Origin of the sequence: Streptomyces sp. H39-C1, assembly GCF_027158125.1 — a bacterium.
Taxonomy (GTDB): Bacteria; Actinomycetota; Actinomycetes; order Streptomycetales; family Streptomycetaceae; genus Actinacidiphila; species Actinacidiphila fildesensis.
This window is the reverse complement of the sequence record NZ_JAPVLS010000137.1, coordinates 1-16,313: the sequence shown is the minus strand read 5'-3', so window position 1 is coordinate 16,313 and position 16,313 is coordinate 1. Positions and strand designations below refer to the sequence as shown.

Annotated in this window: 18 protein-coding genes and 1 pseudogene; 14 read left to right on the top strand and 5 right to left on the bottom strand. The window is 69.8% G+C overall.

The annotated features are described in order from the left end of the window. Nucleotides 1–125: 125 nt before the first annotated feature. Nucleotides 126–233: pseudogene (locus tag O3W51_RS44550) on the bottom strand (IS5/IS1182 family transposase); the annotation flags it as partial. Between the two features lie 972 nt (nucleotides 234–1,205). On the opposite strand from O3W51_RS44550, the gene O3W51_RS44545 reads away from it, so the two are divergent. From O3W51_RS44545 to O3W51_RS44505, 9 genes are all read left to right on the top strand, one after another. After that, nucleotides 1,206–1,514: a MarR family transcriptional regulator gene (locus tag O3W51_RS44545; protein ID WP_244809018.1), complete on the top strand. Its 309-nt coding sequence runs from the start codon at nucleotides 1,206–1,208 to the stop codon at nucleotides 1,512–1,514. 153 nt (nucleotides 1,515–1,667) lie between these two features. Beyond that, nucleotides 1,668–1,979, top strand: coding sequence for a helix-turn-helix transcriptional regulator (locus tag O3W51_RS44540; protein ID WP_269289518.1), 312 nt, complete (start codon nucleotides 1,668–1,670; stop codon nucleotides 1,977–1,979). Between the two features lie 256 nt (nucleotides 1,980–2,235). After that, on the top strand, nucleotides 2,236–3,327 hold the full coding sequence (locus tag O3W51_RS44535; RefSeq protein WP_244809017.1) for a tyrosine-type recombinase/integrase: 1,092 nt from the start codon (nucleotides 2,236–2,238) through the stop codon (nucleotides 3,325–3,327). Nucleotides 3,328–3,381: 54 nt separating this feature from the next. Beyond that, nucleotides 3,382–4,203, top strand: coding sequence for a HipA family kinase (locus tag O3W51_RS44530; RefSeq protein ID WP_138356866.1), 822 nt, complete (start codon nucleotides 3,382–3,384; stop codon nucleotides 4,201–4,203). Further along, a complete protein-coding gene (locus tag O3W51_RS44525) occupies nucleotides 4,200–4,598 on the top strand; it encodes a DUF3037 domain-containing protein (RefSeq protein WP_138356867.1) in 399 nt (132 codons plus the stop codon). Before O3W51_RS44530 ends, O3W51_RS44525 begins: the two co-directional genes overlap by 4 nt. 139 nt (nucleotides 4,599–4,737) lie before the next feature. After that, nucleotides 4,738–5,499, top strand: a complete 762-nt coding sequence (gene fabG / locus O3W51_RS44520; protein ID WP_138356868.1) for a 3-oxoacyl-ACP reductase FabG — start codon at nucleotides 4,738–4,740, stop codon at nucleotides 5,497–5,499. A 23-nt stretch (nucleotides 5,500–5,522) separates the two neighbouring features. Beyond that, on the top strand, nucleotides 5,523–6,287 hold the full coding sequence (locus tag O3W51_RS44515; protein ID WP_138356869.1) for an SDR family oxidoreductase: 765 nt from the start codon (nucleotides 5,523–5,525) through the stop codon (nucleotides 6,285–6,287). A gap of 168 nt (nucleotides 6,288–6,455) precedes the next feature. Next, nucleotides 6,456–7,133 carry a uracil-DNA glycosylase gene (gene ung, locus O3W51_RS44510; RefSeq protein WP_138356910.1) on the top strand — a complete coding sequence of 226 codons (678 nt, stop codon included), beginning with the start codon at nucleotides 6,456–6,458 and terminating at the stop codon, nucleotides 7,131–7,133. A 122-nt stretch (nucleotides 7,134–7,255) separates the two neighbouring features. Continuing rightward, nucleotides 7,256–7,705, top strand: coding sequence for a hypothetical protein (locus O3W51_RS44505; RefSeq protein ID WP_203675256.1), 450 nt, complete (start codon nucleotides 7,256–7,258; stop codon nucleotides 7,703–7,705). Here O3W51_RS44505 and O3W51_RS44500 read toward each other — a convergent pair. Beyond that, nucleotides 7,693–8,067 carry a hypothetical protein gene (locus tag O3W51_RS44500; RefSeq protein ID WP_187144768.1) on the bottom strand — a complete coding sequence of 125 codons (375 nt, stop codon included), beginning with the start codon at nucleotides 8,065–8,067 and terminating at the stop codon, nucleotides 7,693–7,695. The two genes, O3W51_RS44505 and O3W51_RS44500, sit on opposite strands and share 13 nt — an antisense overlap. Before the next feature lie 286 nt (nucleotides 8,068–8,353). Here O3W51_RS44500 and O3W51_RS44495 point away from each other — a divergent pair, with 286 nt between their 5' ends. After that, nucleotides 8,354–9,253 carry a Gfo/Idh/MocA family protein gene (locus O3W51_RS44495; protein ID WP_138356911.1) on the top strand — a complete coding sequence of 300 codons (900 nt, stop codon included), beginning with the start codon at nucleotides 8,354–8,356 and terminating at the stop codon, nucleotides 9,251–9,253. On the opposite strand, the gene lnt is transcribed toward O3W51_RS44495, so the two are convergent. The 3 genes from lnt to O3W51_RS44480 all read right to left on the bottom strand — a co-directional run bounded on the left by lnt (nucleotide 9,225) and on the right by O3W51_RS44480 (nucleotide 12,482). After that, nucleotides 9,225–10,745 (bottom strand): apolipoprotein N-acyltransferase, encoded by a 1,521-nt coding sequence (lnt, locus tag O3W51_RS44490; protein WP_269289512.1) that lies wholly within the window; start codon nucleotides 10,743–10,745, stop codon nucleotides 9,225–9,227. The two genes, O3W51_RS44495 and lnt, sit on opposite strands and share 29 nt — an antisense overlap. Nucleotides 10,746–10,876: 131 nt before the next feature. Then, nucleotides 10,877–11,476: a histidine phosphatase family protein gene (locus tag O3W51_RS44485; RefSeq protein WP_198358294.1), complete on the bottom strand. Its 600-nt coding sequence runs from the start codon at nucleotides 11,474–11,476 to the stop codon at nucleotides 10,877–10,879. Between the two features lie 88 nt (nucleotides 11,477–11,564). Beyond that, nucleotides 11,565–12,482, bottom strand: coding sequence for a hypothetical protein (locus O3W51_RS44480; RefSeq protein WP_138356874.1), 918 nt, complete (start codon nucleotides 12,480–12,482; stop codon nucleotides 11,565–11,567). Nucleotides 12,483–12,909: 427 nt separating this feature from the next. Between O3W51_RS44480 and O3W51_RS44475 the strand changes: the two genes are divergently transcribed. From O3W51_RS44475 to O3W51_RS44460, 4 genes are all read left to right on the top strand, one after another. Next, nucleotides 12,910–13,617: a polysaccharide deacetylase family protein gene (locus O3W51_RS44475; protein ID WP_269289510.1), complete on the top strand. Its 708-nt coding sequence runs from the start codon at nucleotides 12,910–12,912 to the stop codon at nucleotides 13,615–13,617. A gap of 148 nt (nucleotides 13,618–13,765) precedes the next feature. Beyond that, a complete protein-coding gene (locus tag O3W51_RS44470) occupies nucleotides 13,766–14,263 on the top strand; it encodes a VOC family protein (RefSeq protein WP_138356876.1) in 498 nt (165 codons plus the stop codon). A 334-nt stretch (nucleotides 14,264–14,597) separates the two neighbouring features. Continuing rightward, a complete protein-coding gene (locus tag O3W51_RS44465; protein WP_269289508.1) occupies nucleotides 14,598–15,032 on the top strand; it encodes a subtilase-type protease inhibitor in 435 nt (144 codons plus the stop codon). 351 nt (nucleotides 15,033–15,383) lie between these two features. Further along, nucleotides 15,384–16,313 (top strand): AMP-binding protein (locus tag O3W51_RS44460; RefSeq protein ID WP_269289506.1); only part of this gene is annotated, 930 nt, incomplete at its 3' end.

The window sequence follows — 16,313 nt, the reverse complement described above, 5'->3', positions numbered from 1 at the left end:
TGAAAACCCTCGGAGCCGACAACATCGCCAAGACCACCCGGGCGATCCGCGACGAACCCCAACGAGCACTCCCCATCCTGGGCATCACCAACGAACCGGTCACCTAAGGAACTTGATCAAGCCCTGGTGGGCCTCCGGTCGAGCCTGGCTTTTCTCCAGGCCGTCAACGTCGGCCCGATCAAGGCCCATCGGGCTTCGGACAGGTCGCTGGGGTACGGCTTGCGCTCGCTCACGGCGTAGCGTGATCATGTGCGACGCGGAGAGCTTAGTTCCGCTGGTGATCAGGCGATTCTGTGGCATCTTCAAACCAGACGGACTTCCGGGCACGGAAGCGAGCGATACGGGCGCCCTACCTCCACGGCTCGGGCGAGGCTGTTCATCTCTTACAGGTATGAACAGCGTCAAACCATGACACACGCAAAAGACTTACATCGGAATAACCCTCTGTAAACGCCCACTGAGGTCGTCGAACCTTGCTGCACCGCTGGCGTGCACCGGCGTGTGACTGTCTTGGCCCTCGGGCCGTCGCCTGTTGGCTCGCTACGACGGTCACCAACCGCGGACGGCGACCGCAGCCGAGGCGAGTGTTCCCCCAATGCCGCAACAAATGGCGCTGGGTTCCCAGAGGTCGCAATGCCAGGGCCTGCCAATCGACGTACCACCGTCGGCGCCATGGCCTGAAATCATACGGCTCACCCGACACCGTGGCCGGTCCTTGTGCCAGGTCTCGACCTCAGACAGCCACACCCTGCCCGGTGTAGGACAAGTATCTCGACCTTCGCGTCCCGGCGCGGCTCTCCGCTGCTCAATCGCCGTCGGCATCAGATTGCGGACGGGTCCTGTATTCATCCGCCCGGTTGCAAATACCAGCCCTTTTCGATAAGGCTGCTAAGGGGTTTCTGGTAGAGCTTTCGACGATTCGCGTGACTTCGTAGGCCCGCGGTATGTGAAATCGGGGCAGGGGGCTGAGAGATTCGCCCACGGCAGACAAGAAACAACTCCAAAGGACTGGAACCTCCCGCCAGTGGCATGTCAACATCCAACGTACCGAAAATACAAGGGCAGCCAGGCGGGCTCCTACGGCGGGACCCAGATGTCCCACCGGGCTTACCGCGCGGGCGTGCTCCCTGCTCAAGGAAGCACCACTGTCGGACCCCATCCTTCGATCCGCTCGTTTCACCTCCCCCATCCTCTTCGCGCTCGGCGTGCTGAATGCCTGGAGCGGCCCGAAGGTGGGGGACTACGGCGCCGTGTCCACCGCGCTGTGCCTGTGCGTCTGCGCGGCCGGCTTGCTCGGGGAAGATCTCCTACAACGCGAGTATCGCCGTGACCGAGCAGCGCTGGCGCACATCGCTGTCCATCCCGGAACTTCAACTCCGCATGTGGCCGACGCTGTTGGTGCTCCTGTGCGCGTGGTGGAGCGAAATCTTGACCGCCTCATTCACGACGGGTTTCTGGTGCTCGTCACGGACGGCGTGACTCCGGCCTTGCGTTCGTACCGGCTGGCTTCCTGACCCAGGAGTCCGAAGGGCGTCAGAACCCGGGGATGTGGCGCGCAACATAGCCGACGATCGCCGGTTAGCCAAACCGGCGTTCCCGCAGACCATTGGAGATATTCGGGGCTGCCCACCGCCCCCTGCCGTTCCGTACCTCACAGAAAACCACCGATGCCTGCGCGATCGTTGCCCACGACATTTGCTGCCCCCACTCCCCAGGCCGCAGCACACGCGGCCTTCCTGAGCGTGAAGGAGGCCGCGGAGTATCTCGGCCTCTCACCGCACACCCTCTATTTCTGGCGTCATCGGCGGCAGGGACCGCCGAGCTTCCGCATGGGGCCGCGAGGCCGCGTCATGTATCGGCGGGAGTCCCTCAACGCCTGGATCTGCGAACAGGAGCAGGCGGACTCCCGCTCCAACACATCCCTGAACCCCCTGATCGCTGCTCCGCAGCATCGGTTCAGTCACACCTGCAATGCCTGACGCGCGCACATCGTAGAGCGCCGCTTCCACCCGCCTCAACAAGGAGACTCTCCTGGCCGGCTATGTAGAGGACCGTTGGATCAAGAAGAAGAAGGACCCGATAAGCGGTAGAAGGGAAAGAACCGCTCGCTACGGCAAGGGCAAGCGATACAAGGTCGCTGGCATTGCTGGGATCCGGGATAGATCCTTCGACACCCTGGAGGACGCCAAGGCGTGGCTCCGCCGGTCAGCTACCGATGAGGAACGCGGGGAGTTCGTGGACCCGCGCGACGGATCCATCACCCTGGTCGACTACATCGCAATGCACTGGGCACCGGGCAGAGGAGGAGCCCCGAAGACCCAGCAGAACCAAGAGCGGAGAGCGCGGCTTCACATCGTCCCGCATCTCGGCCAGCTACCGCTGAAAAACATCACGGCGACAGAGCTGCGCGCCTACATCGCAAAGTTGGAGGCCACCGTCGCCTCAGTCGACTACCGACGTGGCATCTTGTCCGAGCTGTCCAGTGTTCTGGAGGCGGCCGTCGATGACAAGCGGCTTGCTAGAAACCCCATGCATGCGAAGTCTGTGCGGTGGCCCAAGGCGCCGAGGGAGCGACGCGAGGTTTGGTCGCTGGAGACGGCGCGCCGCGTTCGGGACGGGATTAGCCAGCGAAACAGGATATCCGTCGTACTCGGTTTGGGGTGCGGACTACGTCAGGGTGAGGTATTCGGGTTGAGCCCGGAGGACATTGATTACGCGCGAGGTGTAGTTCATGTCCGCCGCCAAGTCCAGGCGATCAACGGGAAGTTGTACTTCGCCCTGCCAAAGGGTAAGAAGACGCGCACCGTCGACCTGCCCTCCTCGGTGGCCGAGGAACTGAGGGTTCACGTTGCGTCGTTCCCGCCGGCGGAGGTGGAGCTTCCGTGGGAGAAGCCGGGGGCGGACCGAACCATGAGGAAGTTCTCCCTTCTGCTCACCACGCGATTCGGCAACGCCGTGGCGGTGAACACCTGGAACACCTACAGCTGGAAGCCCGCGCTGGCCAGGGCCGGAATCATTCCTCCGCGGCCCCAGGGCGCGAAGCCGTGGCAGTGGGAGGCGGCGCCGAAGGACGGCTTCCATGTGCTACGTCACACGTACGCCTCGATCATGTTGGAAGCAGGAGAGTCCGTCGTGACGTTGGCACGGTGGCTCGGGCACTCCTCGCCAGCTGTCACGCTTGGTTACTATGCTCACTTCATGCCAGAGGCCGGGAGCAAGGGGCGCACAGCGATCGACGAACTGCTTGAGGGGCGGGGGAGCGGCCTGGCAGCCGAAACTCCCCAGATTCTCCCCAAGGCTGATTGCGGAGAAAACCCCCAGGTATGAGCGGTGAGAGCTTGGCATGGATTGTAAGGCAAACGAGTCTGGCGGCCTGGGAATATGCTGAATGAGGTAACGGGAATCCGTTATGTGACCCCCCTGCGCGAGGGCGGCTCGGTGCCGGGGGTGGTCGAGGCCGACGACCTCGGCACGTACGTCGTGAAGTTCACCGGCGCCGCGCAGGGCCGCAAGGCGCTGGTCGCCGAGATCGTGGCGGGCGAGCTGGCCCGCCGGCTGGGACTGCGCGTCCCCGAACTCGTCCGGTTCCAGTTCGACCCGGTGATCGGGCTCGGCGAGCCCGACGCCGAGATCCAGGATCTGCTCAAGTCCAGCGGTGGCCTCAATCTGGGGATGGACTTCCTGCCGGGCTCGCTCGGGTTCGATCCGCTGGTCTTCGAGATCGAGCCGGCCGAAGCCGGCCGCATCGTCTGGTTCGACGCCCTGATCGGCAATGTGGACCGGTCCTGGCGCAACCCCAATCTGCTGATCTGGCACAAGGACCTCTGGCTCATCGACCACGGCGCCTCACTGATCTGGCACCACAACTGGAAGACGGCCGAGCAGGCGTCGGCGAAGCCCTTCGACGCCGCCGACCACGCGCTGTCCCGGTTCTCGCCCGACCCGGCCGCCGCCGCGGCCGAGCTCGCGCCCAAGGTCACCGAGGAGCTGCTGCGCGAGGTCACCGCGCTGGTGCCCGACGAGTGGCTGGACGGGGAGCCCGGTTTCGACGGTCCCGACGAGGTGCGCAGGGCGTACGAGCGGGTGCTGCTCGCCCGCGCGGGTTCCGTGCACGAGCGGATCGTCCTCGTGGCGGGGCAGAAGCCGAAGCAGGACGCGCCGGACTGGCTGCGCACCTGGGTGGACGGGAAGGCCGCGAAGTGAGCGGGTACCGGGGCAGTGGCCGGGATGTGTTCGAGTACGCGCTGGTGCGCGTCGTCCCGCGGATCGAGCGCGGCGAGATGATCAACGCGGGGGTGCTGGTCTACTGCCGCGCGCGGTCGTTCGTCGGCGCGCGGATCCATCTGGACGAGGCGCGGCTGCGCTGTCTGGACGAGCGGGTGGACGTCGAGGGGGTGCGCGCCGCGCTGCGCGGGTACGAGGGTGTGTGCGAGGGCGGGGAACGGGCCGGGCAGGCGGCCGGCGACGACCCGGGACGGCGTTTCCGCTGGCTCACGGCGCCGCGCAGCACGGTGGTGCAGCCGGGTCCGATCCACACCGGGCTGACCGCGGACCCGGAGGCCGAGGTGGACCGGCTGCTCGGTCTCCTGGTGCGCTGAAACACACTCGCGAGGGGTTCCGTTGACAGCGGGTCACAGGGCTCCTACGGTTTCGACAACTAACCTACTAAGCGGTTGCTCATGTGCGGAGTCCGTGCGGGATTCCGCGCGGCGCCGTATCTGAGGGCAAGGAGACTGCATGTCCACGACCGAGCAGCGCGTCGCGATCGTGACCGGGGCCGCGCGCGGCATCGGCGCCGCCACCGCCAAGCGGCTGGCGGCCGAGGGCCGCGCCGTCGCCGTACTCGACCTCGACGAGGGTGCCTGCAAGGAGACCGTCGAGCAGATCACGGCGGACGGCGGCAGGGCGCTCGCGGTCGGCTGTGACGTATCGGACGAGGCGCAGGTCGAGGCGGCGGTGGCCCGGGTCGCGGAGGAGCTGGGCGCGCCGACCATCCTGGTGAACAACGCGGGTGTGCTCCGCGACAACCTGCTGTTCAAGATGAGCGCGACCGACTGGGACACCGTCATGAACGTGCACCTCCGGGGTGCCTTCCTGATGTCCCGCGCGGTGCAGAAGCACATGGTGGCGGCCAATTTCGGCCGGATCGTCAACCTGTCGTCGAGCTCCGCGCTCGGCAACCGCGGCCAGGTCAACTACTCGGCCGCCAAGGCGGGTCTGCAGGGCTTCACCAAGACGCTGGCCTTCGAGCTCGGCAAGTTCGGCGTCACCGCCAACGCCGTGGCGCCCGGCTTCATCGTCACCGACATGACCGCCGCCACGGCCGCCCGGATCGGTATGGGCTTCGAGGAGTTCCAGGCCGCCGCCGCGACCCAGATCCCCGTCCAGCGGGTCGGCAACCCGGACGACATCGCCAACGCGATCGCCTTCTTCACCGGTGAGCAGGCCGGCTTCGTCTCCGGCCAGGTCCTGTACGTGGCCGGCGGCCCGCTCAACTGACGCGCATCGGAGATCTGAGCACCATGACACGTGAGATTCCCACCGACAGCGGCAAGGTCGCGCTCGTCACCGGCGCCAGCCGCGGTATCGGCTACGGCATCGCCGAGGCCCTGGTGGCCCGTGGCGACCGCGTCTGCATCACCGGCCGGAACGAGGACGCGCTCAAGGAGGCCGTCGAGAAGCTCGGCGCCGACCGGGTGATCGGCGTGGCCGGCAAGGCGCACGACGAGGCTCACCAGGCCGTCGCCGTCGAACGCACCATGGAGGCGTTCGGCCGCGTCGACTTCCTGGCGAACAACGCGGGCACCAACCCGGTCTTCGGCCCGATCGCCGAACTCGACCTGAACGTCGCGCGCAAGGTCTTCGAGACCAATGTGATCTCGGCGCTCGGCTTCGCGCAGCAGACCTGGAAGGCCTGGCAGAAGGAGAACGGCGGGGCGATCGTCAACATCGCCTCGGTCGCCGGTCTCGCCCCGTCGCCCTTCATCGGCGCCTACGGCATCAGCAAGGCCGCCATGGTCAACCTGACGATCCAGCTCGCCGCCGAAATGGCGCCGGGCGTGCGGGTGAACGCCATCGCCCCGGCGGTGGTCAAGACGAAGTTCGCCGCGGCGCTGTACGAGGGCCGCGAGGAGGAGGCCGCCGCGGGCTACCCGCTCAAGCGGCTGGGCGTCCCGGAGGACATCGGCGGCGCCGCCGCCTTCCTGCTCTCCGAGCAGGCCGGGTGGATCACCGGCCAGACCCTCGTCGTCGACGGCGGGTTGTTCCTGCACGCGGGCGTCGCCTGAGTCCGCTGTCCGGGCCGGGTCCGGGCTTCGGCCCGGGCCCGGCTCAGCTGTTTCCCCGTGTGCCGCCGGGCGTCGCGTACGCACCCGCGGAGCGCGTTGTCAGTGCCTCCCGGTACGTTCTGAGTACCAGCAACGGATCGTGTACCGGAGGTTCCTGACGTGCCCAGCATGCTGCCCGACTCCTGGCAGGACGTCCTCGGCGAGGAGTTGGACAAGCCGTACTTCCAGCAGCTCACCGAGTTCGTGGAGACCGAGCGGGCCACGCACAAGATCTTCCCGCCCCGGGACGAGGTCTTCGCGGCTCTGGAGGCCACGCCTTTCGACCGGGTGAAGGTGCTGATCCTCGGCCAGGACCCGTACCACGGTGAGGGACAGGGGCACGGGCTGTGCTTCTCGGTGCGCCCTGGCGTCAGGACCCCGCCGTCGCTGCGCAACATCTTCAAGGAGATGAAGGAGGAGCTCGGCCACCCGGTGCCGGACAACGGCTACTTGATGCCGTGGGCCGAGCAGGGCGTCCTGCTGCTCAACGCGGTGCTGACGGTGCGGGAGGGCGAGGCGAACTCGCACAAGAGCAAGGGCTGGGAGAAGGTCACTGACGCGGTGATCAAGGCCGTCTCCGACCGCTCGGACCCGGCGGTGTTCGTGCTGTGGGGGAACTACGCCAAGAAGAAGCTCCCGCTGATCGACACGGAGCGGCACACGGTGATCCAGGGCGCGCACCCCTCACCGCTGTCCGCGAAGCTCTTCCTCGGCAGCCGCCCCTTCACGCAGATCGACGACGCGGTCAAGGCCCAGGGCCACGACCCGATCGACTGGCGGGTGCCCGACCTCGGTGTCCGCGCCTGACCGGGTTTTCCGGACCCTGCGGCTAGCGTCAGCAGGATCAGCGGGAACGGGACGCCCGCGGGGCGCAGGAGGCGGCAGTGACGGATCAGGAACAGAGCTGGGGTGTCGGCCAGGACACGGTCATGACGCGGATCGGCCAGGTCATGATGCTGCTGCACGGCGGCGACCGTGAAGAGGCCAGGACCCGGTTCGGCCGTCTGTGGGAGGAGATCGGCGAGGACGGCGATCCCCTCCACCGCTGCACGCTGGCGCACTTCATGGCCGACACCCAGGACGATCCCGAGGACGAACTGGAGTGGGACCTCAGAGCCCTGCGGGCGGCCGACGGTCTCTCCGACGAACGCACCGGCCGGCACCACGAGTCGCTCGCCGTGCGGGGCTTCTATCCGTCACTGCACCTGAACCTCGCCGCCGACTACCTGAAGGTCGGCGAGCGGGAGCTGGCGCGCAACCACCTCGTCCGGGCGAGGAGCGCTGCGGGCGCGCTCGGTGACGACGACTACGGCGACGGCCTGCGGGCCGCGATCGGGCGGATGGAGCTGAGGCTGGACGGCTCCGGTCACCGTCCGTAGGACTCGTGGCAGATCCGCGCCGCGTCGCTGTCCTTGGCCCAGCCGCCGTAGGTCTCGCCCAGCGCGCAGACCCCCGCCCCGCCGGGCAGTGACGCCGCCGGGCGGGGGTGCGGAGCGGCCTTGGCGGCGGGCACCGGATCCCGTTCGGCGGGCTCCACCGGGGTCCGCGCCCGGTGATGGCGCCGCACGTGCCGCGGCGGTGCTGGGGCCGCGGCGGAGGTCCGCGGACCGGGCTCCGGTTCCACCGGAACGGTCGCGAGCGACTGCTGGTCGGGCTGCCGGACGACCGTCCGGTCCTGGGGGAGCGGGAGGACGGGCAGCGCCGGCGCCGACGAGGGGCCGGGGGCGGGCTGCGAGGGCACCGTCGTACACCCGGTGACGGCCGAGGCCGCCGCAATGAGCACTACTGCTGCTAAATGACGCATTCGGACAACTCTGCCGGTCGGCGGCACCGTTGGGTATTCCCCGCAGGAGTGACGCGGAGTGACACCGCCGGAGGACGGCTCCGGCAGGCCCCGTATGCTGCCAGAACACATCAGACCTGTTGCCACGGTGACGCGGGCGGAGACGCGCGCGGCAGCGGCGGCGGGCGCGGTCGAAGCGGTAGCGGCAGAACGGGAGAGGCACATGGGATCCGGCAACGCCCCCCTGAAAATCGGGGTGATCGGCCTCGGTGACATCGCCCAGAAGGCATATCTGCCGGTGCTCGCCGCCCAGCCGGGGATCGAAGTGCATCTGCACACCCGTACCCCCGCCACCCTGGACCGGGTCGGTGACGCCCTGCGGCTGCCGCACCGGCACACCAGCCTGGAGGCGCTGATCGGGCAGGGGCTCGACGCCGCCTTCGTGCACGCGCCCACCGACCGGCACGTCGAGATCACCGAGGCACTGATCGAAGCCGGCGTCCCGGCCTACGTCGACAAGCCGTTCGCGCCCGACCTCGACGGGGCGCGGCACCTGGTGAACCTCGCCGAGCAGCGCCGGGTCAGCCTGATGGCAGGCTTCAACCGCCGCTACGCGCCGGGCTACACCCAGTGCGCGGACCACCCGCGCGATCTGATCCTGATGCAGAAGAACCGGGTCGGGCTCGCCGAGGAGCCCCGCTCCGTGGTGTTCGACGACTTCATCCATGTCGTCGACACGCTGCGCTATCTCGCGCCCGGGCCCATCGAGCACACCGATGTCCGCGCCAAGGTCCGCGACGGTCTGCTGCACCATGTCGTCCTGCAGCTGTCCGGTGACGGGTTCACCGCCATCGGCACGATGAACCGGATGAGCGGCTCCACCGAGGAGATCCTCGAGGTGAGCGGCGACGACACCAAGCGCCAGGTCGTCAACCTCGCCGACGTCATCGACCACAAGGGCCAGCCGACCCTGCGCCGCCGCGGCGACTGGGTTCCGGTCGCCCGCCAGCGCGGCATCGAGCAGATCATCCTGGTCTTCCTGGACGCGGTGCGCAGCGGCAAGCTGCTCGATGCCCAGGACGCGCTGCGCACCCATGAGCTGTGCGAGCGGATCGTCACCGCGATTCGCGAGCAGTCCGCCTGACCCGCAGCGAGACCTCGTACCCCGCGGCCAGCAGGACGACCAGCAGCGCGAGGTGCGGCACCCAGTCGCCGAACCGGACGTACGGGCTGCGGCCCTCCGACAGCGGCACCTGGTAGACCGCCGCCGTGCTCGCGCTGGTGCCCAGCCACGAGCCCACCTGGCGCCCCTGACCGTCGTAGACCGCGCTCACCCCGGTCAGGGTGGCGTGCACCATCGGACGCCAGGTCTCCGCGGCCCGCAGCGCGGCGAGCGAGGCGTGCTGGGGCGGCGCCCAACTGCCCTGGAACGACGAGGTGGACGACTGCGCCACCAGCAGCTGCGCCCCGTCGTCGGCCAGCTTCCGGCTCATGTCGGGGAAGGCGGACTCGAAGCACACCAGCGGCCCGAAGCGCAGGTTCCCCGCGGTCATGACCACCTGGCGGTCGCCGCGCCTGCGGTCCTCGCCGGCCGCCTTGCCGACCGACGTGGCCCAGCCCAGCACCGAGCGGAACGGGATGTACTCGCCGAACGGCACCAGACGCATCTTGTCGTAGCTCGGGCCGGTGATGCCGTCCGCTCCCACCAGCACCGACGTCTTGGAGATCCCGCGCCCGTCCGCCCGCTGGGCGTCCACGTTCACCAGGACGTCCGCGTCGGCCTCCCGGGCGAGCGCGGCGAGCCGGTCGGCGAGGTCCGGCCGGGACGACAGGTCGAAGCCGACGCTGCTCTCGCCCCACACCACCAGGTCCACCCGCTGCCCGGCCAGTGTGCGGGTCAGCTGCTCCTCGCGGTCGAACCGGGCCTCCGCCCCCTCGATCACGCCCGGCTGCACCACCGCGATCCGTACCGTCCTGGTCCGGTCGGGCACCGGCGCGCCCAGCCACACGGCGGTCGTGCCGACCGCCACCGCGGCCAGCGCGGCGCCGGCCGGGGCGCGGACGGAGGGCGCCGCGATGAGCGCCGCCACCGCCGTGTTCACCGTCACGACCAGCGCGCTGATCAGCCAGACCCCGCCGACCGACGCCAGCCGCAGCGCGGGGGCGACCTGCCACTGGCTGGCCCCCAGCAGCCCCCACGGTCCGCCCAGGTACTGCCAGGAGCGCACCAGCTCGACCATCAGCCATCCGCACGGCGCCAGCACCAGGGCGGCGGCCACCCGCCGCGGTCCGGGATGCCCGCCCAGCGTCCGCCGCAGCAGCCAGCCCCACGGCGCCCACAGGGTCCCCAGCAGCAGGGCCAGCACGACGATGAAGACGTTGAGGCTCGGGAACAGCCAGTGGTGCACGGCCAGCATGAAGCCGGCCCCGCCCAGCCAGCCGTCGAGCGCGGCGCGGCGGCCCGTCGGCGCGGAGCGCGCGAGCAGGATCCACGGCACCAGCGCCACGTAGGCCAGCCACCACAGCGACATCGCGGGGAAGGCCAGCGCCGGCAGCGCGCCCGCAGCGGCCGCGGCGAGGCCGCGCGTCCAGGGCGAGGTGAGGCGGGATACCTGCCGGTCGGCTGTCACCGTCATACCCGCTCCCTAGTGGGTGTTTCGCCTCAGTGTCGGGGGTGCGGACGCCTCGTGCACAGAGGGCGACATTCCGGGTGACCCGGCGTGTCCCCGAATCGTCCGGCCCGCACGGTGCGACTGCCCGGTGCGGCTCAGGGCATGCGGTTCCAGGACACGAGGACCGGACGGCCGTGCTCGGTGCCGATCCGGCTGACGGTCCCGGTGGCCAGCTGGAACAGGGCGCCGTCCGCCGGCGGGAGTCCCAGCCGGCGGGCGGTCAGCACCCGCAGGAAGTGGGCGTGGGCCACCAGGACGATGTCCCCGTCGTCCCCGAGGTCGCGGAACGCGGCGTCCACCCGGGCGAGGACCCGGTCGGCGCGCGCGCCGACCTCCGCCGGCAGCTCACCGGGGTGTCCCGGGATACCGGGGGGTACACCGTCGGTCCACAGGTCCCAGTCCGGCCGCGTCCGGTGGATCTCGTTCGTGGTGATGCCCTCGTAGCCGCCGTAGTCCCACTCGTGCATATCGGGATCCACGGTGGTGTGCCCGAGGCCCGCCAGCTCGGCCGTGTGCACCGCGCGTCCGAACGGGCTGGTCAGGACGAGCGCGATGCGGAATTCCGCCAGCAGGGGTGCCAGACCGCGGGCCTGCTCCTCGCCCCGGGGAGTGAGCGGGAGGTCGGTGTAGCTGGTGTGCTGCCCCGACGCGCTCCACTCGGTCTCGCCGTGCCGGACCACGATCAGTTCACCCATGGCGGGTCCCTCTTCTCTTTCGTGCTCAACCCCCGCGACGCTACGCCCAGTGGCCGCGCGCGACCGCGCACCCCCCTCCGCGGCCGTGTCAGCTTCCGGCGGGGGCGAGCTCGGCCGCCGGTTCCGCGGCGTCGGCGCTCTCCGGCTGCCCGTACCAGGCGACGGCCACCGCGCCCGTCACGGCCAGGACGAAGCCGGCGATCGCCACCCAGCCGAAGCCGTCGCGGGAGGTGTCACCGAGCCAGAGGACCCCGAGGATGCCCGGGACCACGGTCTCGCCGACCACCAGGGCGGCCGTGGCGCCGTTGATCGAACCGATCTGCAGGGCCACCGTGTGCAGGTACATGCCGCCGATGCCGGCGACCAGGATCGCGTACAGGGCGGGGTCCGCCAGCAGCGTCGGGAGGTCGAACGGGTCCACGCCGTCCAGCACTCGCACGCCGACGCCCAGGGCGCCGAAGCCCAGCCCGGACAGCAGACCGGCCAGGATCGCGCCGCGTGCGCCGAGGCGTCGCACCAGCAGGCTGCCGGCCCCGATGATCGTCACGGCGGCGACGAGCAGCCACCAGTGGGTGGCGCGTGCGGTGTGACCGCTGCCCTCGGGACCCGCCGCCGTGGCCAGCAGCACCAGGGCGGAGCAGACGACGCCGATGGAGATCCACTCGGGCCTGCTCAGCCGGATGCCGAGCATCCTGATGCTCAGCACCGCGGTGATCACCAGGTTGGCGCTGATCACCGTCTGGGAGAGGAACAGCGGCAGCAGCCGGGCGGCCAGCGCCCCGAGCCCGAAGCCGATGAAGTCCAGCACCGTGCCGAGCATGAATTCCCAGGTCACGGCGGCTTTGGCGGTGGAGGAGAGGCTCGGGCCGCCGTGCTCGGTGGTGCCGGTGGTGGAGGCGGCGGCCGCTTCGCGTCGGGCCGACTTACGTGATCCCACGGCCTGTAGGACCGACCCCGTGCCGTAGCAGGCCGATGCCGCGACGGCTGTCAGAAGGCCGATGTACACCAAGAGCTCCGTTCCCGTACCACTGTGTCCTGCCGCGGAGATCGTCTCCTCCGGTCTACTGGACGCGCTGCCGGGGACGAAAGTTCCGTAAACCGGGCGCCGGGTGTCCGGAGGCCGTGCCGACACTCCGGCTCCGCGATCTTCTGCCGTCACTCGACCGGTCATATCGTATGGTCATCGGAATTGGCTGGTAGCGGCCGGGCGAGTGCGTTGTGGATCATGTACGGGGGAACGGATGTCGCTGGGTCGCCGATGGGTACTCACAGCCGTGGCGGGCGGATTCCTGACGGGATGCACGTCGGCTCCCGGCCCCGCCGAGCGGTCGCAGGACCCGTCGTCCCCGCCCGGATCCGGCCCCGGCACGGTCCCCACGCCGTCCGTCGCGCCACCGTCCCCCGCAACCCCGTCGCCCAAGCCGGCTCCCCGGGTGACCCGGGCCGCGACCGTCGCCCGCTACGGCCGGATGACCCCCACCGGCTGGGGTTTCACCGCTCCCGGGGTGGTCACCAAGCTGCCGCCCGCCGCGGGACGGGCGATAGCGCTGACCTTCGACGCCTGCGGGGGACCGGGTGGCGGCGGCTACGACCGGGAGCTGATCGACCTGCTGCGAGCCCGCAAGGTGCCCGCGACGCTCTTCCTCAACGCGCGCTGGATCGACGCCAACCGCGCGCACTTCGAGCAGCTCGCGAGCGATCCGCTGTTCGAGATCGCCAACCACGGGACGCGTCACCGGCCGCTGTCGGTATCGGGCCGCTCCGCGTACGGCATCGCCGGGACACGCGACGCCGGGGAGGTCTTCGACGAGGTCGCGGGGAACCAGGACAAGCTCACCGCCCTGCTCGGACATCCGCCGCGCTTCTTCCGCTCCGGCACCGCGTACTGCGACGACATCGCGGCGCGCATCGTCGCCGAACTGGGGGAGCGGTTCGCCGGATTCAGCGTCAACGCCGACGCGGGGGCCACGTTCACCCCTGCCCAGGTGCGCCGCGCCGCCCTCACGGCCACCGCCGGATCGGTTGTCATCGGCCATATGAACCACCCCGCGGGCGGTACGGCCGAGGGCATGGCCCGTGCCCTGCCCGCGCTGCTCGCGGCCGGCCACCGGTTCGTCCGGCTCTCCGACGCCGTGCACTGAGGCGTCGCGGACGGCGCACCCGGTAAGCTCATCACTGAGTACTTGAACCTTCAAGTGCAGATTGCTTGAAGTTTCAACTGAGTCGGCGTACCGTCGGAACAGGCCCGCCGACCACGGGGCCGACCGATGTCCGACCAGGAGCGCCACCATGCCTGTACGCCGCCTCAACCACGCCGTGCTCTACATCCGCGATGTCGCGCGCGCCGTCGAGTTCTACACCGATGTCTTCGGCTTCAAGATCGATGTGGAGATCCCCGGACGGGCCGCCTTCCTCAGCGCCCAGGACACCCTCAACGACCACGACCTCGGCCTCTTCGCGATCGGTGCGGACGCCCCCGGCCCCGAGCAGGGCCGGGTCGGCCTCTACCACCTGGCCTGGGAGGTCGGCACGCTCGGCGAACTCGCCGACACCGCCGCCAAGCTGACGGAGCGCGGTTCGCTGGTCGGCGCGACCAACCACGGAGTGTCGAAGTCCCTGTACGCCAAGGACCCCGACGGCAACGAGTTCGAGATCATGTGGCGGGTGCCGCGCGAGGACTGGCCGGCCGGGGACGAGCCGAAGCTGCGGGCGCTGGATCTCCAGGAGTCGCTCGACCGCTGGGGTCCGGACCTGAAGACCGGTGCCGCCGCCGGCTCGGCCACCTGACCCGTCCCTGTCTGCGACGCCTGGCGTACCGCCGACCCCCCTTTCGAACGCGAAAAGCGGTGGTTTCAGGTCGAGAGCGGTGGGCCGGGAACACTCAGGGCCCGACGTTCTCCCAGCTCACGGACATCTCAGTGGCCGCGCCACGCGCGGGTGTCCGCATGCTGGACGGTTCGCCGAGTGCGTTCGGGGCGGCCACTGAGCTGCCCGTATCGAACAATGAGCCATCGTCCGATCACACAACGCGACCGGAAGTGGTCGTTCGAAGTGCGGCCACGAAACACCTCCGTAATACTCCTGTCCGTTATCTGCAACCAACGGAGAAGGAGTGTTCGGAATGCGATACACCCTAGGTGCGATCGGAGTGGGGGCCGCCCTGGCTCTCAGCTGCGTGGCGGGCACCAGTGGGACCGCCCGAGCCGAATCCGCCCAGCCGCACAGTCTGTACGCGCCCTCGTCGATGGTGCTGACCATCGGCAAGGGCGAGGAAGCCGCGACCGCCGCTGTCCAGCGGGCCGTGCTGCTGCGCTGTCGCCCCACCGCCGGAGGCGACCACCCGGACGCACAGGCCGCATGCACGGAACTGACCCTGGCGGGCGGGAACTTCGACGCGCTGTTAGCCTCCGACCCCAACCGGATCTGCCCCAAGATCTGGGATCCGGTGGTGGTCACCGCGGACGGAGTGTGGCAGGGGCAACGCGTCTCGTACTCCCACACCTACGCGAACTCCTGCATCAAGGCAGGGGGTACCGGGGCGGTTTTCGGCTTCTGAGCCGGAGCTGAACGACTGCACCGAGGCGGGTCACGGCTGTTGTGATACCGGCCACTCGGGTCAAACCCGACAGGCCGTGTTCACCTTGCACCGGTAACGTGCCCTTCGGCCCCCTTGCCACGGCGCGGTTGCCGCGGAGCCCGAGCGCAGCGCGGCCCCGGTGGAAAACCCGGATACGGCGCTCACCCGGAGGGCCGGGACGGTCCGTCCCCGGAGCGCGCCCGCGGCACCCGGCAAGCAGTCCACGTACCTCGGAGGGTAAGACATGCGTCCGTTCCTGGCCGGCACTGATCGGATCGACGCGCGCTGTGCGCCGCCGTCCTTCACCCCGGCCGGGAACGGGAGCGCTGTATGACGCTGGCAGAGGCACCCGAGCTGACGCTCGACACCCTGATCGACCCGGCCGAGCTGCTGGCACCACCGCGCGCGGTCTTCTCCGGGAAGGGTCCCGCGCCCGAGCGGACCCTGCTCGACATCCTCGCGGAGACCACCCGAAGACACCCGAATGGCCCAGCCGTCGACGACGGTTCCACGGCGCTGAACTACCGCGCCCTGGCGGCCGAGACCGAGGCGATGCGGCTGCGGCTCGCGGCGGCCGGCATCGGCGCCGGCGACCGGGTCGGCATCCGGGTGCCGTCCGGCACCAACGACCTGTACGTCTCGATCCTCGCGGTGCTGGCGGCAGGCGCCGCCTATGTGCCGGTGGACGCCGAAGACCCCGACGAACGCGCCGAGTTGGTCTTCTCCGAAGCGGGAGTGAGCGCCGTCATCGGCGCGCACCGCGAGTTCCGTCCCTGCGGTACCCCGCACGGCGTCGTGGGCCGGCGGCCCGGACCCGACGACGACGCCTGGATCATCTTCACCTCCGGGTCGACCGGCAAGCCCAAGGGCGTTGCCGTCACCCACCGCAGCGCCGCGGCGTTCGTCGACGCCGAGGCCGGGCTCTTCCTCACCGAGGAGCCCATCGGCCCCGGCGACCGGGTGCTGGCCGGGCTGTCGGTCGCCTTCGACGCCTCCTGCGAGGAGATGTGGCTGGCCTGGCGGTACGGCGCCTGCCTCGTCGCCGCGCCGCGGTCACTGGTCCGCACCGGGCTCGACCTGGGCCCGTGGCTGGTCGAACAGCGCATCACCGTCGTGTCGACGGTGCCCACCCTGGCGGCGCTGTGGCCGTCGGAAGCGCTCGACGACGTCCGGCTGCTGATCTTCGGCGGCGAGGCGTGCCCGCCCGAACTCGCCGAGCGGATGGCCGTCGAGGGCCGCGAGGTGTGGAACACCTACGGG